Origin of the sequence: Mucilaginibacter sp. UYCu711, from assembly GCF_050433825.1 — a bacterium.
In the GTDB taxonomy this organism is placed as follows: domain Bacteria; phylum Bacteroidota; class Bacteroidia; order Sphingobacteriales; family Sphingobacteriaceae; genus Mucilaginibacter.
Map to the genome: position 1 here is coordinate 209,398 of NZ_JBNPWM010000002.1, position 24,232 is coordinate 233,629.

Consider the following 24,232-nt stretch of genomic DNA (forward strand, 5'->3'; position numbering starts at 1 on the left):
TTCCTGGGTAAGTTGGGTGAGCTGAGCGAAAAACGGGATTCGAACCCGCGGCCTTCAGTTTGGGAAACTGATGCTCTACCAACTGAGCTATTTTCGCTTATCGAATATTACATCCCCGATGTGCCTTCACCCCTTATCCTAAACGTCTTATCCGGAGCAGCGTTAGGCGAATAATCATTAGTTATAATACTAACATACTTCATGCCTGTACCTTTTTCTTTTTCAATCGTTACCGTTTTAATTTTATTGGGCGCATAAAACATATCTGTAGTGCTCCTGGTCAATGTATTGTTTATATACAAAGGCAGCGTTCTAAACTTTGGTTTGATATTAAATTGATCCAGAAGGTAGGTAAGTGGATGTATTTCTGTGCCTTGAGTTAGTGTGATAATGATAACACCGTTTTTGGCTTTTGCACCGTACATATCATCGGCAGTTTTATCTTTAAGTATCTCCATACTGGCAATTAAGTTTTGGTCAATTAAACCAAGCAACGGTGCCGCGGTAAATTCTTGATTATCGCCATAAACTTTAAAAACATAAAGCGGAGATTTTGCAAATCCGGAGGTATCTTTATTGAGTTTAACTTGTTGCGCAAAACTGCTGCCGGCCATAGCCAGGACGAGGAGTGATAAGGCAATATGTTTTTTCATGGTTAAATAGGTTTAAATCAAATATAAAGAATAGTAATTGTAAATTCACCCATTCAATAATTCACTCAATCACTCATTGATAAAATGCCCGTAATCCTACCCGTAAAAGATAAGAGCCCATCATGGGGACAAGACTGTTTCATTGCCGAAAACGCTACCATAGTTGGCGATGTTGTAATGGGCGATAAATGTTCGGTATGGTTCAATGCGGTTATCAGGGGTGATGTTAATTATATCAGGATAGGAAATAACTCCAACATCCAGGACGGCGCCGTCATCCATTGTACCTACAACGGTGCTGCTACAAATATTGGCAACTACGTATCCATCGGGCATAACGCGCTGGTGCATGGCTGTACTTTAAAAGACCATACCCTGGTAGGCATGGGCGCTATTGTAATGGATAATGCCGTGGTTGAAGCGTACGTAATAATAGGGGCAGGCTCGGTAGTGTTAGAGCGCACCGTTTGCGAATCGGGCTACTTATACGCCGGTACACCCGCCAAAAAAATAAAACCCTTAACCGACGAACAACTCGCCATGCTGGATAAGCTGCCTGATAATTATGTGATGTACTCGGGTTGGTTTACTAAAGAGAGTTAGATTGATTTAAATAAACAGAGGCGTAGCCTCGCTTCATATTGTAGCACCGGGTTTCAACCCGGTGAAAATCGCAAAAGAACAATAAAAGAACCGTCGGTTCGGCCCATATAATATGTATCATGCCTACGGCACTCGATAACGTTTGGGAATTTGTTTACCACGGGTTTAAACCCGTGGCTACAATATTTGCCGAGCCGATGGCTCTTGATATTTGGATACCTAAATTTACGGCGTAATAACTTCCTTCGGTATATCTACGGCTTCTTCCAGTTCCCAGTTTGGCCGCAGGGTAAATGCTTTATCATATACCCAAATGTTTTCTGGCTGGCGGCGGTCTTTTACACTGCCCGAGTCCCATTTGCCGTTTTTGTTACCGTCGTAAACTACCCTTACCGTAAACTTACCTACATAATAATTACGATAAACGAGCGTGGTTTTTTTGGTTATTACATCGCTGCGTAAAGGGTTCTTATTTTCGTCCAGCAATTCAACAACATACATTTTTGTGCTATCCGGTACACTTACTTTTAAAGTTAAATTGCTAAAGTTTTCGGGTTTGCTAACGGTGAACCTTTTGCCCTGCTTTTTATTTTTATCACCATATATGCTTACAAAAGCACTTTCATTCATATCCAGCAGGTAGCTTGATTTTTGCTTAAAGCGATATTTTAAAGTGAGCCTTTTAGTGGTACCGGTATCTTTAACAAGGGTAAAATTAACAAAGTTTGAGTCTTCTTTTAAAGTGATCAGTTGCGGCTCGAAGGTCTCTATCGGCAGGCTCGAATAGATCTTTAAATCTGCACCCGGCCTCAATTCAGAGTTAGCATCTACACCATACCTGAAAGCTATATTCCTGGTGAAAGATTCTTTACGGGCCTTGCGTAAAGAAGTTGTATCAACGGGCTTGTTATCATCATAAAAAGCTACCCGTACCGAATCGAAATCCATGTTCTTCGAATATACAGTAGCGGTATCACCCGTCCTGCTAAATTCAACTATCTTCTGTTCATCCAGGCCGGGCGGATAAATTATTTTTACTGACGGTTTTTTGAGTGGCTTATTTAAAGTAAAATACATGGCCCCATCATTATTAAACTTCCGGTCGACAAACCTTATTTTAGATGGCTCTTGTTTAAAAAGCTTTAACCTGACATTGCTGGTATCGTGCGTTAAGTTTATCGGGTTGGTCGCGAATGCGATCAGCTCGTTATCGTTATTATAGATCTTGTCGCCGCCTTGTTCTTTGAGGGCATATAATTTATAAACACCTTCCTTTAAATTACCTAACGTAAAGTTGCCCGATGAATCTGTCGTGGTATATAAGCTTGGTTTCTTTTTACCGAACAGCAGCGAATCCTGTTTAAGCGAAAAAAGCATAACCGTAGCATTCAATTCTTTTTGCTGCGTTTGGTTATTGGTAACCGTACCTGATATGCTTAACGAATCGATATGGTCACCCGTCGAAAAAACGTAAGTGAAATTTTTAAGCACGTTGCTTTCGTTAACATCCTGGATTCCTTTGCCGAAGTTGATAACGTAAGTTGTGTTTTTTAGCAAGGTGTCTTTTAATTCGATGATCAGACTTTTTTGGCGCACCTTGTAATCCGGTATTTTGTCGGGAGCGGGGAAAACAGTAAATTCCTGGAACTGGTTTGACAGTTTAAAATATTCGTCAAAATCCAGGCGGATCTCTTTTGCTTTAAAATTATGGGTGAGTTTGGCCGGCGTCGCCAATAATAATTTTGGCGGATTGGTGTCGCGCGGTCCGCCCTGTGGTCTTTGTTGTACCGCGCAGCCTAAAGCCAGCAATGAGGCGATAAAAACCCAGAAAATTTTAGTGAAAAAAGGCCTTTTTTTATTTAACGTCATTTTTAAGCGAAATAAACGATTTTTTGTTTTTTATGAAGATTACCCCTCGGATTTAAAAATAATGGCTTAAAATTAATATTTTATAATTAATTGATTTACAATAAGTTATAATCTATCTTGACATGTGAACCATCAAAACAGATATATCAGACGGCGACACCCCCGAAATACGGGATGCCTGGCCCAAAGTACGTGGTTTTATCTTCATCAATTTTTCGCGCGCCTCTTTTGACAAGGATTGCATTTGGTGATAATTAAAATCGGGGTTAATTTCTTTGTCCTCCATTTTTTTCATCCGTTCTACAATATCCATTTCCTTTTCAAAATAACTCTCATATTTAATTTTTATTTCAGCCTGCTCAATTGTTTCTTTATCAAAGTTTGATAAGTAGCCGGCCAGGTCGGGGTTAACCCCCTTAAGGTCGTTAAAAGAAACTTGTGGCCGACCCAGTAAATTGAACAACCGGGTACTTTGTTGTACCGGCGAAGTATTCAGATCTTCCAGTAACGGGTTAACGCTTGCCTGGTCTATTGACCGGTTGCGGGTATAGGCTACAATATCGTCCGAGTTTTTTACTTTCGCTTTTACTTTGTCCAAACGCTCATCACTTATCAAACCTAATTCGTGGCCGATAGGACTGAGGCGGATATCGGCATTATCCTGGCGCAACAACAAACGGTGTTCGGCCCGCGAGGTAAACATCCGGTAAGGCTCTTCAGTTCCTTTAGTTACCAGGTCATCTATCAATACACCGATGTACGATTCTGATCGCTTCATAATCAGCTCATGTTTGTCCTTTAATTTTTGATGCGCGTTAATGCCCGCGATGAAGCCTTGTGATGCTGCCTCCTCATAGCCGGTTGTACCATTTATCTGCCCGGCAAAATACAGGTTGCTTATTAATTTGGTCTCCAACGTCAGCCCTAACTGGGTAGGCGGGAAGTAATCATATTCGATAGCATAGCCGGGGCGAAACATTTTAGCTTTTTCAAAGCCCGGGATTTGGATCAATGCTTTGTATTGTACGTCCTCTGGCAACGAGGTAGAGAATCCATTTACATAGATTTCGACAGTATGTAAGCCTTCCGGCTCAACAAAGATCTGGTGACGGTCGCGCTCGGCAAAGCGGTTTATTTTATCCTCAATGGATGGACAGTACCGGGGCCCCAACCCTTTGATCCGCCCGGTAAACATGGGCGATTTTTCAAAGCCTTCCTTTAATGTTTCGTGTACTTTGGTATTGGTATAAGTTATCCAGCAGCAGCGTTGCTCTTCGATTTGCTTGACGTCGGTATAGGAGAACCGGCCCCTGTCTCCCTCATCGCCCCACTGCTCTTCCATTACCGAATAGTTCAGGCTGCGGCCATCAATACGCGGTGGGGTTCCCGTTTTCATTCGTCCTGATTCGAAGCCAAGGGTTATTAATTGTTCGGTTATCCCGGTTGATGCTTTCTCTGCAGCCCGGCCGCCGCCAAACTTTTTCTCGCCTATATGGATCAGGCCGTTCATGAAGGTGCCATTGGTTAGTACTACAGCATCGGCTTCTATTTCTATTCCCAAGGATGTACGTACACCTTTGATAGTATTCCCGGTTACCAATAACGAGTTAACCGTATCCTGCCAAAAATCAACATTTGGTGTTCTTTCTAATGCCAGTCGCCATTCTTCCGCAAAACGCATCCGGTCGCTCTGTGCCCTTGGGCTCCACATAGCGGGCCCTTTAGACAGGTTAAGCATCCTGAACTGGATAGATGTTTTATCTGTTATGATGCCGGAGTAACCACCCATGGCATCTATCTCGCGCACTATTTGCCCCTTGGCAACCCCGCCCATGGCAGGATTACAACTCATCTGTGCTATCGTCCCCATGTTCATGGTAATCAATAATACAGACGATCCCAGGTTGGCCGCCGCTGCCGCTGCCTCACAACCGGCATGGCCGGCACCAACTACAATTACGTCGTATTTCTTAAACATTTTAACCTCCATGTTCCACGTGGAACATTAAATCTTCAATCTCTTAATCATGTTCCACGTGGAACATGGGTCTTTGTCCGTATGCGGTTAGTAACCAATGAGTACCCGTGTTCCACGTGAAACATGGGTACTATGTGGTGCTTATCCGGCAACTGGACGGTGTTATATGGGTGTTACCCGGGCACTTTTTAGCTATAATCAGGCACTTTCACTATGTTCCACGTGAAACTTTTATAAATGATACCAGCGCAAAACCCGCCCATATACCTTCTAAAACTACAAAAGGGTAAAAGCTGATCATATAGGAAGACACCCCGCACATTGCCGCGCCTATAAAATTCATCGCACAATAAGCACGGCTGTTCGCCTCCAGCTTCTTATATAAATTTAGTAAAAACGCTACCAATAGTATAATAACACCTAATGACGCGATAATATCTGATAGCTTCATTAGGCCTCTTTTAGTTCTGTTAGCTCTAACCAGCGCATGGTTTTTTCGTCCAGGTCGTTGGTCAGGTCGGTTATTTTCTTAGCTGTATCTACAATAGTTGTATTATCTATTCCTGAGTTTAGCTTTTTGTTTAGTTCTTTAATTTTATCTTCAAGCTTAGCAATATCACTTTCCAGTGTATCCATCTCTTTCTGTTGTTTAAAGCTCAGCTTGTTTTTAGGGGTAGATGAAGAATTTGTATTAACTGTACCGGATGCTTTATCAGCACGATCTTGTTGTTTTTGATCTTCCTGCTCCAGGCGGTACGATGAATAGTTACCGTTATAGATGCGTACGTGGCCTTTTTCTTCAACGATAAATAACTGCTCGGTTAACTTATCCAGCAAATACCTGTCGTGAGATACGATCATTAACACACCCGAATAGTTGGTTAAAAACTCCTCCAATACATTCAGTGTGTCAATATCCAGGTCATTAGTGGGCTCATCCAGGATCAGGAAGTTAGGATTCTTCATTAGGATGCTCATTAGCTGCAACCTCTTTTTCTCGCCCCCGCTTAGCTTTGAGATAAAGCCATACTGCTTAGCCGGCGGGAAAAGAAACAAGGTAAGCAGGGCCGATGCCGAGATCAGCTTGCCATCGGCCATAGTAATAAACTCTGCTACATTTTTAACGATATCTATTACCCGCTCTTCATCCTTAAATACAATGCCAGATTGATGGAAATAGCCCAAAACGGTTGTTTCGCCGGTTTGGATATGACCGCTATCCGGCTTCAAATTACCGGTGATCATGTTCAATAGTGTCGATTTACCGCTGCCGTTCTTGCCGGCAAGGCCAATCCGGTCGCCCTTTTTAAAGATGTAATTAAAGTGATCCACGTAAGTATTGCCGTTAAAAGCCTTACTTATATCATGTATCTCCATGATCTTATTACCCTGGCGCGCGGTTTTTACACTTAACTCAACGTTTTGCTTTGGCCCACGGTTCTGCGTTTTTTCCTCAAGCTCATAAAAAGCATCCTGGCGAGCCTTTGATTTGGTGCCCCGGGCTTTTGGCTGGCGGCGCATCCATTCTAATTCTTTGCGTAAAAGATTAGAGTTTTTCTGGAACGTGGCGTCATCTGAAGCGTCACGGCCTGCCTTCCGTTCTAAATAATAACCATAGTTACCCACGTAGGGGATGATCTTACCGCGGTCAATTTCCAGGATCTCATTACACACGTTATCCAGGAAATACCTGTCGTGCGTAACCATCAGGATAGTTTTTGACCCTTCGGTCAATAATTTCTCCAGCCATTCAATAGTATCAATGTCCAAATGGTTAGTTGGCTCATCCAGGATATATAGCTCAGGATCCTCAATCAGCAGCTTAGCCAAAGCCAAACGTTTCTTTTGCCCTCCCGATAAGGTAGTAATACTTTGGTTAAGGTGGTGGATGTCCAACCGGCCTAAAATTGTTTTGATCTTATACTCGTACTCCCAGGCATCAACCTCACTTAGCTCTTCCATTACGTCGTTTAGCGCAGCGGCGTTATCGGGATCATTCTCCAATAACTCTTCATATTTACGGATAGCTTGTTGCTGCACATTATCCTTATGGAAAATGTAGTCGCTTATCGTAACGGCATCTTTAAATCCGGGGTCCTGTTCAAGGTAACCCATGCGCAGATCCTTTGTCTGCACAACCTTGCCCTCGGTTGGTATAAACTGGCCGGCCAACAGCTTTAGTAAGGTTGATTTACCCGCACCGTTTATACCCACAAGCGCAACACGGCGCCCGCGGTTTATACCCAGGGTTATGTTTTTAAACAGCCAATTATCATGAAACTGGTGACCAAGATTTTCTACAGATATATAAGTACTCACGCTTTTTGTTTTATTTTGTCAGATGTATAAATAAACACACCTCTTTTATTTTTTAATGATTGTTTATACATGGCTTTGGCAACGTCGCTTGCTTGAATAGCTTTATACTTTTTTAAGCGCCCAATTAAAAAAGGGTTTATTATTTTCATTACTAAAACCGCTATTCGCTCAAGGGGCCTCGACTTTTTTCTATACCCGATTAGTACAGAGGGCTCATAAATATGCAGGCTTTTTAAGCCTATTTTTTTAAGATCCTCCTCTGTATTTCCTTTCATCTTAGTATAAAAATTAGATGATTCAGAATTTGCGCCTATAGCCGATATGAAGTGATATTCATCAATGCCATTCTTTAATGCAATCTCTGCTAACCTAACCGGGTAGTCGTGATCTATTTTTCTATACTCCTTTAAATTAGGTGTTTGGCTTTTAGTAGTACCCATGCAGCAAAATACAACGTCGCCGGTTATTAAGTTAGTATAGTGATCAAGATATTCAAAATCAATAATCAACTGCGTAATTTTAGTATTTGAGGTCCTGGTTTTCTTGCGGGCAATAACTAAAATTTCACTATAATCCGGCTGGGTACAAAGGATAGCTAACAGTTTACTGCCAATTAGTCCGCTTGCACCTATAATTATTGCTTTTTTTGTCATTCCGGAATACCAAATTGTTGCAAAAATACATATAATTAATTTGTGGAATAACTATTGTATGTTTAAACACACAAATTAGACAATATGAAAAGTATTTTTTATCCTGCCAATGAGCGGGGAACAAGCGATCACGGATGGTTAAAAGCCAATTTCTCATTCAGTTTTGCAGGTTATTATCACCCGGATAAAGTTAATTTTGGTGCCCTAAGGGTGTTGAACGATGATATTATAGCCGGGGGAATGGGGTTTGGTGCTCACCCGCATGATAATATGGAAATTATTACTATCCCATTACAAGGCGCACTTGAACATAAAGACAGTATGGGTAATATAGGAGTAATACATGCCGGCGAAGTGCAGGTAATGAGTGCCGGTACCGGTGTTGAGCACTCAGAATATAATCACTCAAAAACCGAAGCTGCTAATACGCTACAAATCTGGTTGTTTCCAAAATTCAGGAACATCGAGCCAAGATATGATCAGCGGGACTTTAAAGATCAATTTAAACTGAACGAGTTTACTACGCTGGTAACCGGTGATAAAAATGTTGACGCCTTATGGATTAACCAGGATGCGACATTCTCTATGGGTGAATTTGAAGCAGGACAAACCATTAATTACGATATAAAAACCGCCGGAAATGGGGCTTATATATTTGTTTTGGATGGGGCAATTAAAATAGATGGGCAGATTCTAAACAAAAAAGACGCATTTGGTGTTGATGGTATGAGTTCGATAACTATTGATACCCAGGCGACTACTAAAATACTCATCATAGAAGTGCCGATGCTTAAATAAAGCCGCTGCCTTGGGTTGGTTTATCGAACGTAAAACAATTAAGCAAAACTTTGTTGTTAGTACGTTAATAGCATAACCATGGCAGAAGAAATTACTATACCCGGCTGGAAAAAGTGGCTGGAAGACATTGGCGAGCAAGTATCGTTTTTTACCCGCTTTATCAAAAACATATTTGTTGGCGGGTTTGAATGGTCTGAATTTGTTCGCCAATGTTATGAAATAGGGTACCGATCAATGATGTTGGTTGGTATCACCTCCTTTATAATGGGCGTGGTTTTAATTTTACAATTAAGGCCCACCCTTGTAGAGTTTGGCGCAGCAAGCATGTTGCCCAAAACCCTCTCTGTTTCTTTTGTACGCGAAATTGGCCCTGTTATTATCGCCATAATCTGCGCCGGTAAAATAGCTTCAAGTATTGGTGCCGAGCTGGGCAGCATGAAAGTTACCGAGCAATTGGATGCCATGGATGTTTCAGGCGCTAACCCACTTCAATATTTAGTTGTTACGCGGATATTGGCCACCACGCTTATGGTGCCCCTGCTTTCTGTAATTGGCGACGTTATAGGCCTGTTTGGCGGGTTTTTAGCCCTAAACCTGCGCGATCATATCAGCTTATCATTATACGCCACCAAAGTAATAGCGTCTTTAGATTATACCGATTTTATGCCGGCGTTTATCAAGACCATCTTTTTTGGCCTTGCAATAGGCTTTGTGGGTTGCTATAAAGGCTTCCATTCAAGCAAAGGGACCGAAAGTGTGGGATTAGCTGCAAACTCGGCTGTGGTCACCGCATCGTTATGGATCTTTGTTATTGATGCCATCGCTGTACAGATAACCAGTTTATTATTTTATAAATAGATCATGGAAGAGAAAGAGACGGTGGCCGAGCCAACAGAGAAAAAGACCCATGATAAAAACGAGGTGATCATTGAGATAAGGAACCTCAAAAAATCATTCGGCAGCAAGGATGTTTTAACCGATATCAACCTTACTGTTCATCGTGGAGAGAATGTGGTTGTACTGGGCCGGTCGGGCCAGGGAAAATCAGTCACCATTCAATGCATTGTAGGCATGCTGATGCCTGATGCCGGCACCCTTAAAGTTTTTGGTGAGGAAGTAGCGGAACTAAAGGACAAAGAACTAAAAGAACTGCGCATGAAAATAGGCTTCCTGTTTCAAAGCGGCGCGCTTTATGATTCTATGACGGTGCGCGAAAACCTGGAATTCCCGCTTACAAGGGTTTTAAAACTTACCGATCAACCGGAGATTGACCAACGTGTGGAAGAAATTTTAACAGCTGTTGGCTTGGCTGATGCTGCTGATAAGATGCCGTCAGACCTATCAGGTGGGATGCGTAAAAGAGCAGGCCTGGCGAGGACACTTATCATAAAGCCCGAGATCATGCTGTATGATGAGCCGACAACCGGACTTGACCCGATAACATCGCGCGAGATAAGCGAGCTAATACTGGACATGCAGAAAAAATATAAAACAACATCCATCATCATCACACACGATATGGAATGCGCACGCATAACCGCCGACCGTATAGTAATTATGAACGACGGTGAATACATAGAAGAGGGCACATTTGAGGGCCTGCAAAAATCAAAGAACAAAATTGTACAATCATTTTTTAAAGATATATCATGAAAACTACCCCATCACAAAGAATAAGAATAGGCCTGTTTACCTTCATTGGCTTGCTGGTATTGATAGCAGCCATATTTTTTATAGGTAATCAAAAAAACCTGTTTAGCTCTACCATCAAGCTTAGCGGCACATTTAAAAACGTAAGCGGATTGCAGGTTGGTAATAATGTCAGGTTTGCGGGCATTAACGTTGGTGTGGTTGATGATATAGCGATTATTAACGACACAGCAGTAAAAGTTACCGTAAACATAGACAATGACGTTAAGAAATTTGTTAAAAAAGATGCTAAAATGAGCATTGGAAGTGATGGATTGATGGGCGACAAGCTGGTTGTACTATCACCAGGCGGCGCTAACACTACTGAGATGGTAAATGACGGCGACCAGATAGCTTCTGTAAACCCGGTTGATGTTGATAAGATCATTGCCAAGTTTACTAAGATGGCGGATAATGCAGGGTCGCTTATTGACGGCTTATCGCAGATTGTGGCTAAGGTAAATGGCGGCCAGGGCAGTATAGGCCGCTTATTAAATAATGATAAAATGGCCCGCGACATGGAGAAGACCGTAGCCCAGGCAAAAACCACCATGAAAACGGTACACGCAACTACCAGTACGCTAAACGAAGATTTGAAGGCCGCTCAAAGCAATTTTTTACTAAAAGGATTCTTTAATAAGAAAAAGAAAGCCGCACAGGCCAAGCAAGACTCAATAAAAAAAGCAGGCGAAAAGGCTGAGAAAGAGCAAGAAAAAGCGGCTAAAAAAGCAGCAAAACAATAACAAAAAATTAACGGAAAATATTTAAAGAAAAAGTTAAAATATTTTTATATTTATAGACTAATCAGTCTATAATAGTGAGTAAACAAGAACAAATACAGGCAACGGCATTGCGGTTGTTTGTGGCCGACGGTTTCCATGGGACGCCAACGGCCAAAATAGCGGCCGAAGCGGGCGTGGCAAACGGCACGCTTTTCTATCACTACAAAACCAAGGACGACCTGGTTGTGGCATTGTATAATAAAATTAAGGATGAGCACGCCAATAACGTGCAGGCTTTTATAAACCGCGACGATTTTATAACCACAAAGTTCAGGAATATTTTTATACATTCCGTTAACTGGGCATTAACAAATCGCGACAAGTTTTATTATATCCAGCAGTTTAACTTTTCGCCGCACCTGGCACACGTATCCGCAGAAACTTTAGAACAGCAAAATTTAGGTTACGCCGGTTTTATTGCCGAAGGGGTCCGTAAAAAATTATTAAAACAACAACCGGTTAGCCTGATTATATCCATGTTTAATGGGCATGTTTACGGCATTTATCAATATTTAATTGCCGGCGATTTTGATGCGGAAGAGAAAGAAAGGATAATTAACGAAGGCTATGACATGCTGTGGGATATGATGAAGTATATGTAGGATCGAATAAATATAGCCAGAGTGTTCTCCAAAAATATGCTATAAAAGAAAAAGCCACCCAATTTTGGTGGCTTTTTCTTTTATAGCGTTGATAAGCCTATAAATTTGCAGTAATTTTTGGATCCATTGGCGTCACAGCCGAGCGGAAACGATGAATTAATTTACCGTTCTCGTCTAACAAAAATTTCTCAAAATTCCATTTGATCTCGCCGGTAAAATCAGGATTTTCAGTCTCGGTTAAATACTTAAACAAAGGCGCAATGTCATCGCCTTTAACACTAACCTTTCCACTCATTGGGAAAGTAACGTTAAAGTTATCATGGCAAAATGTTTTTATGTCCTGCTCTGTACCCGGTTCCTGGCCACCGAAGTTGTTTGCCGGAAAACCCACTACAACTAATTTGTCTTTATATAACTCTGATAGCTTTTGCAGGTCGGCATATTGTTTAGTATAGCCGCATTTTGATGCTGTATTAACCACTAATATTTTTTTGCCTTTGTACTTTTTCAATGAGAAGTTACCCCCATCAATGGTTTTCAGTTTAAAGTCATAAACGGACGCTGGTGCGCTTACAAAAAGAAGCGCGAAAACTAATGCTAATATTTTCATGTTGTTAAAATTGGTTACTTAATTTGTGAGTTGATAAAGTAAAATTAGCTAATAAATTGACGTTTAGCTAAATAATGATCCTCTTTTTGTGTCATATTTTTGTTATCAGCCGGGGTTTTATCTTTATAGCCAAGTAAGTGTAAAGCTCCGTGGATGATAACTCTATGTAATTCATCAGCCTCTGACACACTGAATTTTACCGCGTTTTCCCGGATCCTGGGGATAGAGATAAAGATATCGCCAACAATATCGCCCTCATATTCAGAGTTATCAAACGTAATGATATCGGTGTAGGTGTCATGATCCAGGTATTGCTGGTTTATTTGCAGCAAATACGCGTCCGAGCAAAATATATAAGTAAGATCCTGTAATTTATAACCTTCGGCCACAATGGTGTCTTTTATCCATTGCTTTACTTTTAACTTATCTTTTAGTTTGTAGGTTACGTCCTCTTCAAAAAAATGGATAGCGGGCATTATAACTTAAATAGCAATTCAACCTCGTTGCCTTTGGTGTTAAACACACACTGGTCTGCAAGGTGTTTAATAATAAATACGCCACGGCCGGTAAGGTTTTCCAGGTTCTCTTCGGCGGTTGGGTCGGGCAGGTTGTTATAATCAAAACCTTCGCCTTCGTCAGTAACGGTCCACGTAGCACGTTTGGCATCAACCTCTACATTTACAATAACCTTTTTATTGGGGTCAAGCCTGTTACCGTGTACTATAGCATTGGTAACAACCTCATTAAGGCAGGTCATCATATTGGCAAAAATATCATCCTCCACCTGGTGTTTGTCGGCGATTTCTTCTATCAAATTTTCCAATAACGTTATACTCTCCCGGTTGGACGGTAGTTGTAAAGTATAAAGCTCGGTGGTTTGGATAGGTGCCTGGTCCATATTATTTTGCATTAAGTTGATCAAAATACGATTTTATTTTTTGCTTATAATACAAATTAAGAGCCGGAGGGACGGTTCTAATTTGTTCTGTTTGTTTTCCTTTTATTTGTTGGTAGTCTTGTAGCGCTTTTACGTAGCCCGGTGGCATATCCTTGCCAACATGGCTCTCTCTTTGTTTGTCCTGTTCACGTTCCTGTTCAGCTTTTTCGGCTTCTAATAAACGGGTATGAATGTCCTTCTGCCTGTTTAGCGCCTCGTCTGTTATCTTCCTGTTTACGATATCCTTTTCTATTTGTTCCATTTGTTGGGATATTTTATCAGCATCTTTTACGCCTGCGCCCCCATTTTTACTTTCCTCGTTATCCAGCTGTTGTAATTGCTGACGGATCATTTGCTGCTCGCGGGCCATTTTTGCCAGTTGTTCGCTCATTTGCCCGCGTTGTTGCTGGCTTTGCCCTTTAGGGTCATTGCCTTCTTTTTGCATTTGCTCGCGCGCTTTCTGCATGTTCTGGCTCAGCTTTTCCTGCATCTGTCTTAATTGTTTAACCGACATTTGCTTGCCTTTTTTACCCTTGCCGCTTTTCTCGCTCATCTTATCCTGCAATTGCGACAGCGCATCACTCAACATTAATGCCAAATTGTTCATAGACGTCATGGCATACTGCTGATTGCGGTTGGCTTCGGCAGTACGGCGTTCGCCTAAATTTTCAAGGGCGTTACCTATTTGTGTGTTTATTGCAGTTATTTCGCGGTGTACGGTTGATTGTATTTGAGGGATACGTTTACTGAGCGAAAATAAACTATCCTCGGCGGTTTTTAAATTATCCTTTATGTTTTTTTGTGTTTGCGCCTGTGTTACATAATTCGGATCAGATGGCCCCATGCTCCTAAGGGCCTCCATTGTTTTTTCCTGGTTAAATGAACTGTTTACTAAACTTTTTAATAACTCTCGCAATTGTTTGGCATCAATTTCTACCTGCTTTTCGTCCTGCTCTTCCTGCTCCTGCTCCATTTTTTGGGCCATTTGCTTCATTTTTTGCGCGGCGCTTTTTTGTGATTGAGAAGCTTTTGGCTTATTGTTTTTTGCCAGTTGTTTAGCGCTTTCCTGCATTTCGTCTTTAATCTCGCTCTCTTCTTTCTCGGGGTTATTAAAATCCTGCTTGTTTTCAGATTTATCCAACTCATCCAGGTTCTTTTTTATATCCTCAAATTCTTTGTTCAGGTTTTTTTGCTGTTCTTCTAAACGGTCGGCTTTTTCTTTATCGTCAGCAGCTTTTTGCTCGTCAGATTTTTTATTGTCGTCCGCTTTGTCCTGTTTATCGCCTTGTTTTTTATCATCGCCGGCTTTATCCTGTTTATCACCTTGCTTTTTATCATCACCAGCCTTGTCGTTCTGCTTATCGGCTGCTTGCTGTTTATCGTCCGCCTTTTTCTGGTCGTTGGTTTTGCTTTGTTCGGCAAGCTGCTCCTGCTTCTCCGCCAGTTTTTTTAGCTGACTAATGTTCTGATTCAGTTTTTGATCAAACTCCAGCTTTTTATACAGCTGCAGCATCCGGTCAAGCTCTTTTTTGAGCGATTTATTGTCGGTGTTCATTTTTGACAATTCCTCGCGGGTATCATTTTTTTGCCCCTGCTGCATTAACTGTTGCAGCTTTTGCAGCAGCTCCTTGGTTTTTGGGTCAAGTACATTGTTTAAAAGGTTCTCTATCTGCTTCTGCTCTTCCAGCAATTCCTTGTTTTGCTCTGTTTGCTGGCGGTTATACAGGTTCTTTTTATTGTCGGCCTGTATTTGTTTTACCAGGTCGTCCAGTTCTTTGCGTTTATTTAACAAGTCTTCCACCTGTTTTTTTTCATCAAAAGAGAGGCTGCTTTTGTTCAAAAGCATTTGATCCAGCTTTTTCGAGTCGCGCTCTATCTGGTCGGCCATTTTTATGGCCGATTGCATTTTTTGCTTAACACCTGTCGTTCCCGCGTTTAACTCCTCGCGCAGCTGGTTCTCATCAGGCATATGCAAAGTGCGTTCAGCAGTACGGGCTTTTTTAGGGCCGTTCACATCATCATTATCAGCCACCTCGAAAAAGTAAGTTACCTGGTCGCCGGGTTTTATTCCCAACTCTTTTAGGTTCCAGAAATAAAAGAAATCTGATAGCGACTGGTTCAGATCGGCTTTAACCGATTTTACAATATCTCGTTCCGCACTCTTATCGCCGGGTGCGCCAATGCGGTAATGGAAGGTTAATGACGAAAAGCCATGATCGTCCTGAATCTTACCATTAAAGTAAAAAGCCTGCAGGCTAACCGAGTCCGGTTTTTCTTCAACTCCGATAGTTGGTGCCTCATCGGCAATCGTATTTATACGGTATGATGCCGAATCGCTTTGTGAAACAACCGCGTTTTGCGGATTTAATTTATAAACAGATGGCTGGCTTACACGCTCGGTATGTTCAAACAGATCGTTGCTTACCGGGCTTAGTTTATGCAGCTTATTATTCATCGCAAACTCCAAATTTGTAGCGTTTTGTGTATGAAAAAGCCATTTAACTGTTGTGCCTGCCGGGATGGTCAGGTCGCCGGCATTGGCTAATGTCTCATTTGTTTTATGCAGGTATGCCGGGTATTTAAGCTCTACATCAAAATGTAATAATGACGGGCGCAGGTTTACCCTGATCTCGTAAGGCTGCGAGGTAAAGCCATTGCCTACCAGTCTGAATGTGGTGTTTTGCTGTAGGTTGGTAAACAGGTAATGGAATTTGGTAACCGCGTCTTTATCCAATTTAAAAGTATTGTTGGCGGTTTCTACATATACATCGGCAGGCAGCTGATTGCCGGTTAGTTTTAGGTCGAGTTTCAAATCCTCGCCCTGCACCGCCGACAGGTTATCATTCAACACCACAAACTTAAACGGCGCTACCGGCGCGAAATACTCGTTATGGCGGATGATCTTTTTAGTGCTCTCGGTTAAAATTGACGGCGCGGCTAAGCCAATAATTATAATTATAGCTACCGGTGTTAATATCCATTTTAAATAACGGCTGTTGTCTTTTATGTTAATGGCCGATGGGAAACGAACCGGCCTTAAGTTTTCAATTTTTTGATCGATGCTGGCCTCTATCAGCTCGCGGTGGCGCTCATCTTCGCCCGAAAGCTTTTTAAGCTGGAGGGTGTTTAACAGTTTATCATTAACATCATTAAAATGCTTGCCGATAATTTCGGCTGCTTCATCATGTGTTAAAGTTTTACCCAGTTTTAAGTAGGCCAGTAGCGAAGGGATAACCAGCCAGCCAATAAGGCCAAGGTTTAGCAGGATAAACCCGTAAAACAGCACACCGCGAAAGAATGAATTAAAGTTACCAAAGTACTCGCTAAGCGTAATAACCACGTAGGCCGAAAACAAGCCCGCGCCCAAAAATATCAACCCCCGTAACAGGTTGTTCAGGTAATACTTCCGGGTGAAAGTATTGATCTTATCGATCAGAACATTATAGTTTTCAGTTGATTGCATATTTGTTCCTAAAATAACGCTATTAAATCTTTAAACTACAAAAATTGCCGGAAATTATAAGTAATTAAAATTTAATTGCGGGAAACTAAGATAATGAAAAATAAAAGCTAATTAATAACATAATTAATGCAATTGTTTACTTTTAAAAAGCGAAACTAATAACATGACCCGGTTACTTAATTTTTTATTTGTTTTTACAGTTTGCTGCGCCCCTGTTTTTGCGCAACAAGGCATTGTGCCCGCTATAAAAAGGATCCCGCCCGAAGGCGTACAGGTAGCGGACAACGACCGCGACGAATTAGGTGCGAACCTGTTAGCTTTAGGCAAGGAGATTGATAATCTGAAACAAAAAAAAGATCCGTTTATAACCAACCTGTTGCCAGATGTGCAGATTTACTATAAGGCGGTTGACTATGCCATAAGATACCAGGAATTTTTCTCGCAAAAGGATGTGGCTGCCGGGAAAAAGATTTTGCAGGAAGGATTGGCCCGTGCCAAAAGTCTTGCTGAAAAGCAGGCACCCTGGGCCAGCCAAAAAGGCGAAGTGGTGCGTGGTTATATCTCAAAGATAGATGGATCTGTGCAGCCATATGGGGTTACGGTGCCTGATAATTATTCGGCAGATGGGAATGCGTTCGATTTGTCTTTATGGTTCCACGGCCGCGGCGAGACCCTGGGCGAAGTAAGTTTTATAGCGGGTGGTAAAGGTTTTGCCGGAGCAATGCCGGCCATGAAGAACACCATTATGCTATACCCCTATGGCCGTTATTGCAACGCCTTTAAGTTTGCCGGCGAGGTTGATGTGCTGGAAGCATTGGCTGATGTAAAAAAGAAATATAAAATAAACGATAATGGCTTGTTCGACCGCGGCTTTTCCATGGGTGGCGCGGCGGCCTGGCAGTTTGCGGTGCATTACCCTGATATGTGGCTGGCGGCAAACCCCGGCGCAGGCTTTGCTGAAACGGTTGATTTTATGGACAAGTTCGGTCACGAAAAACTGCACCCTACCGATTATGAGCGCAAGCTTTGGCATTTGTATGATTGTACCGATTATGCAAGCAACCTATCAAACCTACCCCTATATGCCTACAACGGCGACAAGGACCCGCAACAACAAGCTGCCGATGTAATGGAAATTGCCATGAAAAAGGAAGGCCTGAAGCTAAACCGTATTTGGGGTATCAACATGGGGCATGGCTATACCAAAGCGGCTGCCAAAACGGTTGATAGTTTGTTGACGATTGAGCAGTCGAAAGGCAAAAAACCATCTCCCGCAGAAATACATTTTATCACTTATACTTTAAAATATAATAGTATGTATTGGCTGCAGGTTGATGCCATGGGCGAGGAGTGGGAGAAGGCGCGGGTTGACGGCAGCATCATAGGAAATACAATAACACTTAAAACACAGAATGTAAGTGAGGTGAGTATTGTGATGAACCAGCTACCCAAACATTTTGCAGTAGGTGATAACCTGACATTAATTATTGACAATGATGCAGTTAAACTAAAGATAATTGCCGACAATGATACGCTTGTATCTCATAAGGAGGGCGCAAGATGGCCGGGAGGCGTGATTACTTATCCGCAGCTTTTAAAAAGACACAACCTGCAAGGACCTATCGACGATGCGTTCATGTCGGCGTTTATAATAGTTAAACCATCTGGCACAAGCAAGAATGTGTTGTTTGACAAATGGAGCAAAGCCGAAATGAACCGCTTCATCGACCAATGGCGCATGCAGTTTCGCGGCGACCCGGTTGTTAAAATGGACAGCGAGATAACCCAGGCAGACATGGCATCAAACCTCATCGTTTTTGGCGATGCGCAAAGCAATAAACTAATAGCGAAGCTGAACGCCAAGCTACCCATAAAATGGGTTGCCAATAATATACAGGCGGGCCCTGCAAGCTATTCAGCAAAAGATCATGGACTGATCATGATCTATCCAAACCCATTAAATCAAAAACATTACATCGTATTAAACAGCGGGTTTACTTTTAGGGAAGACGCTTATTTAAACAATTCCAAACAAATCCCAATGCTGCCGGATTGGGCGGTGGTTGATTTAAATACACCGCCGGATTTTGTGCATCCGGGGAAGATAGAAAAGGCTGGCTTTTTTGGTGAACATTGGGAGTTGAAGGCGAAAAACTAGCTGGTTTTTGAACGAATCCAAAGAGGCGTAGCCTCGGCCAATATTGTAGCCACGGGTTTCAACCCGGGGTTTACGAAAAAGAAATTATGGAGTGCCGTAGGTACGACGCATATTATATGGACCGTGCCTACGGCACTCAGAACGGTAGGTGGCGTTTACCGCGGGTTGAAACCCGCGGCTACAAAATGTATCGAGCCTACGGCTCTTGCTGGTTTGGATATACATTCGTGGTAATCCGACTAATGTATGTTGAAATGAAATTTATAACACATCATGGCAAAAGAAGACAACACCGACCTCTTACTGTTCCTCCGCCCGTTTACCCCGAGAATCCAGGAACTTACGCTTTGGCTGCGCGATTTTGTTTGGGACCTTTACCCGGAAAGTAACGAGCTGATCTATGACAACTACAACGCCGTGGCGTTTGGCTGGTCGCCGTCGCATACGCTGGGTGATACTTTCTGTTCGATTGCGGTGCCCCATGATAAATACGTGCATTTCGGATTTTATTGGGGTGCCAAAATAGCCGATCCGAAAAAGATGTTATTGGGTAACGGCAGCCAATACCGCTATATCAAGGTAGAAAATAAAGAAGATTTCCCCGCCGGGTATATCACCGAACTCATAGCCGATGCCTATCGTTTCTCAGTTAATAAAGCTAAAAATCTTGCCAATGTGCCACGTGGAACAACCATCGTAAAATCTATTTCGCCGGTAAAGAAAAGGCCAGGTATGGTGGTGGGGAGGAAGAGTGGTAAATAAGCGGCGCGCGTTTACTCAGCCCGCGACTCTTCGAGCGCGACCCTCTCTTCGCCTTCGGCGGAAAGAGGGTGGGATACGACCTGTATTCTTTTAAGTCGCCCTCTTTCCCACTTGCGGAAGAGAGGGCAGACGAGCGAAGCGATGTCGGGTGAGTAAGCGGCGCGCTTTCATTACCGGTGTAGAGACGCCATGTATTGCGTCTCTACGAATGCCGGAATCTTGTTTCACAACAGCCAAAATGTGAAACAAAAACCTTGTTTCATGGGGTCAAAACGACATAATTTGCAATTGTTTAATTACCAATAGATTAGTAAAAATTCATGTATAATCTTACTGACTGAAACGTTGTTTCATTTTGTTTCACGCAATTTTTGCAAACATCTTATTTTCAACTTATTAACTCAATATCCTGTTTCACTTGTTTCATTTGTTTTACCATTTCGTGAAACAAAACAAATCGATTTCAAAATTACCCTGTCATGATAAAGAAATAAGAATACCGCGCTATATTTGTAAGGCAAACTAATTAGTTTGCCTTACAAATAATGAATAGTAACAACCAGGAATTCGTTTCAGACCTGCGCACAGTAGTGGGCAGGTTAATTAAAAAACTGCGGAAAGAATCGGCTACCGGTCGGCAACTGTCACTTACCGAGCGGTCTGTGCTTTTTTTATTGCTGCAGCATAAAGAGTTACTGCCAAGCGAGTTGGCTGCCATGGAGCAGATCACCAATCAATCCATGTCGACCATATTGAGCCACCTGCTTGAATTGGGCTATATCACCCGAACCGCTTCGACAACGGATAAGCGCAAGGTATTGATCACCCTGACAACCGAGGGCGAAAAAACTTTGCAACAAGTACGCACTGAGCGCGATCATTGGCTGGCCCACGCTATCGAGGCCACCTGCACCCAACAAGAACAAGAGTTATTAAAACAAGCAATAATACCGCTAACCAAAATAGTTGATTTTGAGTGACCGGTAAACATTTGTGAAGACGGATTAGAATAGAAATGAACATCACAACTTTCAGGGCATTCAGCAGCCGCAACTACCGGCTATATTTTACAGGACAATCTATATCACTTATTGGTACCTGGATGCAAAAAACCGCGGTAAGCTGGGTTATCTATACGCTTACACATTCAACCTTTATGCTGGGGCTAACGCTGTTTTGCAGCCAGTTCCCCTCGTTTTTATTTTCGCTTATAGGCGGTGTGGTGTCTGACAGGTATGACCGTTACAAAGTTTTACTGGCTACGCAAATAGCCTCCATGGTACAGGCTATATTGTTAGCTGCGCTGATCCTGTTAAACCATTACGAGGTTTGGGAGATATTGGCGCTAAGCGTTGTGCTGGGCATTATCAATGCTTTTGATGTACCGGCCCGGCAATCGTTAGTGTATGATATGGTTGATGATAAAAATAACCTGCCGAATGCTTTGGCGCTAAACTCGTCCATGGTTAATTTATCCCGATTGATAGGCCCGGCTATAGCGGGCCTGATATTAGAAAAATTTGGCGACGGAGCCTGTTTTGTTGGTAATGCCGCAAGCTTTATAGCGGTTATAGGCTCGTTGCTAATGATGCGGCTGCCGAAATATATCAAGAAGCCCCACCCAAAAAGCGGCTTCGGCGAGTTGCGCGAAGGATTATCCTACATCAAACGCACGCCGTCCATTATGTTTGTACTGATCATGCTGGCATTAATAAGTTTGATGGTGTTGCCGTTTAGTACGCTGATACCTTACTATGCCCGCGATGTGTTTAAAGGCACGGCTACTACCTTTGGTGTAATAGATAGTTTTATCGGCCTGGGTGCATTCTCGGGCGCGATATTTCTGGCCTCGCAAAAAACGGGGGCTAACTTAAAGAAGATCCTGTTTATTAACACGCTGGTATTTGGCGCGGGCCTTGTGCTATTTTCGCACGAGCATAATTATTGGCTGGCGCTGCTATTTGTTACTATAGCCGGTTTTGGTATGATGTCGCAGATAACGGTGAGCAATACGCTGATCCAAACAACCGTCGACCAAAACATGCGTGGCCGGGTTATCAGCTTTTACGCCATGGCGTTCTTCGGGATGCAGCCTATAGGCGGATTATTAGTTGGTTCGATATCCAAATGGGTAGGTAGTACAAATACGATGCTTGGCGAGGGTGTGGCCGCATTATTAATTGGGTTGTTGCACTGGCGTTATTTACATAACGAGAAATTGAAATTAAAAAAGAAACAAGTATTGGTACAACCGGTTGTTCCTGCAGCTTAATCGCGATAGCAAAACATCACCAAATAAAAAACGTTCACTATACAAAGCTATTACTATGGAAATTAGACGCAGCGGAACACAACCATCAGGAAAAGGCCCCGCAGAATATTTCACAGGGCAGGTAAGGATAGACCCGCTAAACAGTCCGCCCGAGCCGGCACGTGCTGTAATGGCCCTGGTAACATTTGAACCGGGTGCCCGCACTGCGTGGCATACTCATCCGCTTGGGCAAACGCTTATTGTTACGGCCGGCTGTGGTTGGGTACAACGCGAAGGTGATGCCAAACAAGAGATCAGGCAGGGTGATGTGGTTTACTTTGAGCCGGGCGAAAAGCACTGGCACGGTGCCACCGCAAATACAGCCATGAGCCATATTGCCATACAGGAAAAACTGAACGGCTCGCCGGTTGACTGGATGGAGCAGGTTACGGACGAACAATATAACGCAGCATAATTAATAGTCGCCGGTTTGGCGACTGTACTGTACCAGGAACAGGTGAAACACCTGGTACAGCTGGTACATTTGGTACACCTCCCCATTTCTCCCCAATCTTTAGATTTAAACCTTCGGCCCGCACTTAAAAATGCGGCCCTTTTTGTTTTTATGGGCTGTCGATAAAAAAGCGTAAATTTCCTGTAACCAATTTTTTTTATCAGAGTTTACAGTACTATATATGATCACAATAAAAAAATAAGCCGCGTTGAACTCGTTAACTGACAATGCGATAATGCTAAAGGTAAGGGACGGCGACCTTGACCGGATGGGGCTGCTTTTTGAGCGCTACCACCGGCAATTGTACCGCTTTCTTTACCACATGACCTATCAGCGCGAGGCCAGCGAAGATATGGTGCAGGTAATTTTTTATAAGATGATCAAATATCGCAACAGCTTTACCGGTACAGGCGAGTTTGTGCACTGGATGTACACCATTGCGCGTAATGTGCTGAAGGATCAGGGACGGCAAAAAAAGCAGGTGCAAGCCGGGATAAGCGTGGATGAAATGGCCGACTGGCTGCCTGACGGCGTTAGCCTTGAATTGCAGCTGGAAAAAAAGCAAGCTGCCGAAGGATTGCGCCGGGCGATGGAGCGCCTTAATGCCGACGAGCGCGAGGTGTTGACGCTAAGCCGTTTCCAGGAATTAAAACACCAGGAAGTTGCGCAGATACTAAATATTAGTGAGGGTGCGGTAAAAGTGCGGGTGCACCGGGCTATACAGGAGTTAAAGAAGATATATATAAACGTAGAACGATAAACAGAAAAAACGATGAAGTGCGAGCAATATGAGGAACTGTTTACCGGCTGGATAAAGAAAGAACTTAAACCGGCCGAAAGCGAAATGCTGAAGCAACACCTTGCCGGGTGTAATGCCTGCCGCGAAGAGCTGGCAGCAATGCGCCGGGTATGGGCCGATATGGATACTGTTGAGGTGCCTGAACCATCTGCACATATGCAGGTTAGATTCCAAGCCATGCTGGATACTTACAAAGAAACCGAAGCGGACAAAAACAGGTTTTTGCGCAATTTAAAAGATAAGCTGAACAACTTATGGTACTGGCAGCCACGCTTGCCTATGGCTTATAGCCTGGTAATAATAGCAGTTAGTTTTGCCTGCGGATATTGGGTGTTCAATACAGCCAAAGGGGCACAACAGGATAAACAGCTGCAGGCACTAAGCGGCCAGGTGCATGAGTTAAAGCAAACCATGATGCTGGCATTGATGGAAAACCCATCGGCTTCCGAAAGAATAAAAGGCGTGAGCTATACCACCGAGATAAAACACGTGGATGACCAGGTTATTGAGGCTCTGTTAGCAACATTAAATAACGACCCTAATGTAAACGTGCGATTAAGTACACTGGACGCGCTAACCCACCTGGCCAATCATCCGGAAGTTAGGGCGGGGTTGATCCTGTCTATAACAACGCAGGATTCGCCACTGATGCAATCGGCCATTGCGGATGTGATGCTGAAACTACAGGAGAAAAAAGCGGTGGGGTCATTTAAACAATTATTAAAACAAAAAAACCTGGACAACGGTGTCAGGGATAAGATCAAGCAAACAATAAACAGTTTAATTTAACCA

The 24,232-nt window shown here is 42.9% G+C and carries 23 protein-coding genes and 1 tRNA gene; 13 read left to right on the forward strand and 11 right to left on the reverse strand.

Annotated features, from left to right (window positions below; genetic code table 11):
* Positions 1-24: 24 nt before the first annotated feature.
* Positions 25-97 (reverse strand) — tRNA-Gly (locus ABIB50_RS05005).
* Positions 98-107: 10 nt separating this feature from the next.
* On the reverse strand, positions 108-653 hold the full coding sequence (locus tag ABIB50_RS05010) for a hypothetical protein (protein ID WP_429377789.1): 546 nt from the start codon (positions 651-653) through the stop codon (positions 108-110).
* An 84-nt stretch (positions 654-737) separates the two neighbouring features.
* Between ABIB50_RS05010 and ABIB50_RS05015 the strand changes: the two genes are divergently transcribed.
* The gene (locus ABIB50_RS05015; RefSeq protein WP_429377790.1) at positions 738-1,256 is read left to right on the forward strand and encodes a gamma carbonic anhydrase family protein; all 519 of its coding nucleotides are present in this window, start codon (positions 738-740) and stop codon (positions 1,254-1,256) included.
* A gap of 225 nt (positions 1,257-1,481) precedes the next feature.
* Here the strand turns inward: ABIB50_RS05015 and ABIB50_RS05020 are convergent, their stop codons facing one another.
* From ABIB50_RS05020 to ABIB50_RS05040, 5 genes are all read right to left on the reverse strand, one after another.
* Positions 1,482-3,125, reverse strand: a complete 1,644-nt coding sequence (locus ABIB50_RS05020; RefSeq protein ID WP_429377792.1) for an Ig-like domain-containing protein — start codon at positions 3,123-3,125, stop codon at positions 1,482-1,484.
* Positions 3,126-3,237: 112 nt separating this feature from the next.
* A complete protein-coding gene (gene mnmG / locus ABIB50_RS05025) occupies positions 3,238-5,103 on the reverse strand; it encodes a tRNA uridine-5-carboxymethylaminomethyl(34) synthesis enzyme MnmG (RefSeq protein ID WP_429378467.1) in 1,866 nt (621 codons plus the stop codon).
* Positions 5,104-5,314: 211 nt separating this feature from the next.
* Positions 5,315-5,554: a CBU_0592 family membrane protein gene (locus ABIB50_RS05030; protein WP_429377794.1), complete on the reverse strand. Its 240-nt coding sequence runs from the start codon at positions 5,552-5,554 to the stop codon at positions 5,315-5,317.
* Positions 5,554-7,422, reverse strand: a complete 1,869-nt coding sequence (locus ABIB50_RS05035; protein ID WP_429377796.1) for an ABC-F family ATP-binding cassette domain-containing protein — start codon at positions 7,420-7,422, stop codon at positions 5,554-5,556. The genes ABIB50_RS05030 and ABIB50_RS05035 overlap by 1 nt, the downstream gene beginning before the upstream one ends.
* A complete protein-coding gene (locus ABIB50_RS05040) occupies positions 7,419-8,075 on the reverse strand; it encodes an NAD(P)H-binding protein (RefSeq protein WP_429377798.1) in 657 nt (218 codons plus the stop codon). The genes ABIB50_RS05035 and ABIB50_RS05040 overlap by 4 nt, the downstream gene beginning before the upstream one ends.
* Before the next feature lie 84 nt (positions 8,076-8,159).
* On the opposite strand from ABIB50_RS05040, the gene ABIB50_RS05045 reads away from it, so the two are divergent.
* The 5 genes from ABIB50_RS05045 (at position 8,160) to ABIB50_RS05065 (ending at position 11,946) form a co-directional block, all read left to right on the forward strand.
* Positions 8,160-8,873 carry a pirin family protein gene (locus tag ABIB50_RS05045; protein WP_429377799.1) on the forward strand — a complete coding sequence of 238 codons (714 nt, stop codon included), beginning with the start codon at positions 8,160-8,162 and terminating at the stop codon, positions 8,871-8,873.
* A 78-nt stretch (positions 8,874-8,951) separates the two neighbouring features.
* Positions 8,952-9,731: an MlaE family ABC transporter permease gene (locus tag ABIB50_RS05050; RefSeq protein ID WP_429377801.1), complete on the forward strand. Its 780-nt coding sequence runs from the start codon at positions 8,952-8,954 to the stop codon at positions 9,729-9,731.
* 3 nt (positions 9,732-9,734) lie between these two features.
* Positions 9,735-10,526 (forward strand): ABC transporter ATP-binding protein, encoded by a 792-nt coding sequence (locus ABIB50_RS05055; RefSeq protein WP_429377803.1) that lies wholly within the window; start codon positions 9,735-9,737, stop codon positions 10,524-10,526.
* Entirely contained in the window at positions 10,523-11,305 is a 783-nt protein-coding gene (locus ABIB50_RS05060) for an MlaD family protein (protein ID WP_429377805.1), read from the forward strand. Before ABIB50_RS05055 ends, ABIB50_RS05060 begins: the two co-directional genes overlap by 4 nt.
* Positions 11,306-11,379: 74 nt before the next feature.
* Complete coding sequence (locus ABIB50_RS05065) at positions 11,380-11,946, forward strand: TetR/AcrR family transcriptional regulator (RefSeq protein WP_429377806.1); 567 nt, start codon at positions 11,380-11,382, stop codon at positions 11,944-11,946.
* A 97-nt stretch (positions 11,947-12,043) separates the two neighbouring features.
* Here the strand turns inward: ABIB50_RS05065 and ABIB50_RS05070 are convergent, their stop codons facing one another.
* From ABIB50_RS05070 to ABIB50_RS05085, 4 genes are read right to left on the reverse strand one after another with little or no spacing between them, the layout of a single operon-like run.
* Positions 12,044-12,556, reverse strand: a complete 513-nt coding sequence (locus ABIB50_RS05070; protein WP_429377807.1) for a glutathione peroxidase — start codon at positions 12,554-12,556, stop codon at positions 12,044-12,046.
* Between the two features lie 44 nt (positions 12,557-12,600).
* Positions 12,601-13,032: an rRNA maturation RNase YbeY gene (gene ybeY / locus ABIB50_RS05075; protein WP_429377808.1), complete on the reverse strand. Its 432-nt coding sequence runs from the start codon at positions 13,030-13,032 to the stop codon at positions 12,601-12,603.
* Positions 13,032-13,466 (reverse strand): ATP-binding protein, encoded by a 435-nt coding sequence (locus ABIB50_RS05080; protein ID WP_429377810.1) that lies wholly within the window; start codon positions 13,464-13,466, stop codon positions 13,032-13,034. Before ABIB50_RS05080 ends, ybeY begins: the two co-directional genes overlap by 1 nt.
* Positions 13,456-16,956 carry a DUF4175 family protein gene (locus ABIB50_RS05085; RefSeq protein WP_429377812.1) on the reverse strand — a complete coding sequence of 1,167 codons (3,501 nt, stop codon included), beginning with the start codon at positions 16,954-16,956 and terminating at the stop codon, positions 13,456-13,458. Before ABIB50_RS05085 ends, ABIB50_RS05080 begins: the two co-directional genes overlap by 11 nt.
* 163 nt (positions 16,957-17,119) lie before the next feature.
* On the opposite strand from ABIB50_RS05085, the gene ABIB50_RS05090 reads away from it, so the two are divergent.
* The 7 genes from ABIB50_RS05090 to ABIB50_RS05120 all read left to right on the forward strand — a co-directional run bounded on the left by ABIB50_RS05090 (position 17,120) and on the right by ABIB50_RS05120 (position 24,229).
* Positions 17,120-19,114, forward strand: a complete 1,995-nt coding sequence (locus ABIB50_RS05090) for a hypothetical protein (protein WP_429377814.1) — start codon at positions 17,120-17,122, stop codon at positions 19,112-19,114.
* A gap of 273 nt (positions 19,115-19,387) precedes the next feature.
* Positions 19,388-19,876 (forward strand): hypothetical protein, encoded by a 489-nt coding sequence (locus tag ABIB50_RS05095; protein WP_429377815.1) that lies wholly within the window; start codon positions 19,388-19,390, stop codon positions 19,874-19,876.
* 545 nt (positions 19,877-20,421) lie between these two features.
* Entirely contained in the window at positions 20,422-20,856 is a 435-nt protein-coding gene (locus ABIB50_RS05100; protein WP_429377817.1) for a MarR family winged helix-turn-helix transcriptional regulator, read from the forward strand.
* Between the two features lie 35 nt (positions 20,857-20,891).
* Positions 20,892-22,148 carry an MFS transporter gene (locus ABIB50_RS05105; protein WP_429377818.1) on the forward strand — a complete coding sequence of 419 codons (1,257 nt, stop codon included), beginning with the start codon at positions 20,892-20,894 and terminating at the stop codon, positions 22,146-22,148.
* A 55-nt stretch (positions 22,149-22,203) separates the two neighbouring features.
* Entirely contained in the window at positions 22,204-22,602 is a 399-nt protein-coding gene (locus ABIB50_RS05110) for a (R)-mandelonitrile lyase (RefSeq protein ID WP_429377820.1), read from the forward strand.
* 274 nt (positions 22,603-22,876) lie between these two features.
* Complete coding sequence (locus tag ABIB50_RS05115) at positions 22,877-23,401, forward strand: RNA polymerase sigma factor (protein WP_429377822.1); 525 nt, start codon at positions 22,877-22,879, stop codon at positions 23,399-23,401.
* A 12-nt stretch (positions 23,402-23,413) separates the two neighbouring features.
* Positions 23,414-24,229 carry a zf-HC2 domain-containing protein gene (locus ABIB50_RS05120; protein ID WP_429377824.1) on the forward strand — a complete coding sequence of 272 codons (816 nt, stop codon included), beginning with the start codon at positions 23,414-23,416 and terminating at the stop codon, positions 24,227-24,229.
* Positions 24,230-24,232: the final 3 nt, after the last annotated feature.